Raw genomic sequence first — 1,076 nt, 5'->3', positions numbered from 1 at the left:
TAATCATCGTTTAAGGAGGTGATCCAGCGCCAGGTTCCCCTAGCGCTACCTTGTTACGACTTCACCCCAGTCATGAACCACAAAGTGGTAAGCGTCCTCCCGAAGGTTAAACTACCTACTTCTTTTGCAGCCCACTCCCATGGTGTGACGGGCGGTGTGTACAAGGCCCGGGAACGTATTCACCGTGGCATTCTGATCCACGATTACTAGCGATTCCGACTTCATGGAGTCGAGTTGCAGACTCCAATCCGGACTACGACGCACTTTTTGGGATTCGCTCACTATCGCTAGCTTGCTGCCCTCTGTATGCGCCATTGTAGCACGTGTGTAGCCCTACTCGTAAGGGCCATGATGACTTGACGTCGTCCCCACCTTCCTCCGGTTTATCACCGGCAGTCTCCCTGGAGTTCCCGACATTACTCGCTGGCAAACAAGGATAAGGGTTGCGCTCGTTGCGGGACTTAACCCAACATTTCACAACACGAGCTGACGACAGCCATGCAGCACCTGTCTCAGAGTTCCCGAAGGCACCAATTCATCTCTGAAAAGTTCTCTGGATGTCAAGAGTAGGTAAGGTTCTTCGCGTTGCATCGAATTAAACCACATGCTCCACCGCTTGTGCGGGCCCCCGTCAATTCATTTGAGTTTTAATCTTGCGACCGTACTCCCCAGGCGGTCTACTTAACGCGTTAGCTCCGAAAGCCACGGCTCAAGGCCACAACCTCCAAGTAGACATCGTTTACGGCGTGGACTACCAGGGTATCTAATCCTGTTTGCTCCCCACGCTTTCGCATCTGAGTGTCAGTATCTGTCCAGGGGGCCGCCTTCGCCACCGGTATTCCTTCAGATCTCTACGCATTTCACCGCTACACCTGAAATTCTACCCCCCTCTACAGTACTCTAGTCTGCCAGTTTCAAATGCTATTCCGAGGTTGAGCCCCGGGCTTTCACATCTGACTTAACAAACCACCTGCATGCGCTTTACGCCCAGTAATTCCGATTAACGCTCGCACCCTCCGTATTACCGCGGCTGCTGGCACGGAGTTAGCCGGTGCTTCTTCTGTCGCTAACGTCAA

The 1,076-nt window shown here is 53.0% G+C and carries 1 rRNA gene; it reads right to left on the bottom strand.

The features are described from left to right. Positions 1-11: 11 nt before the first annotated feature. Positions 12-1,076 (bottom strand): 16S ribosomal RNA (locus ATB78_RS27785); the annotation flags it as partial.

Source organism: Vibrio sp. CUB2 (genome assembly GCF_001557945.1).
Taxonomy (GTDB): Bacteria; Pseudomonadota; Gammaproteobacteria; order Enterobacterales; family Vibrionaceae; genus Vibrio; species Vibrio owensii.
This window is presented reverse-complemented; position numbering and strand designations above follow the sequence as displayed.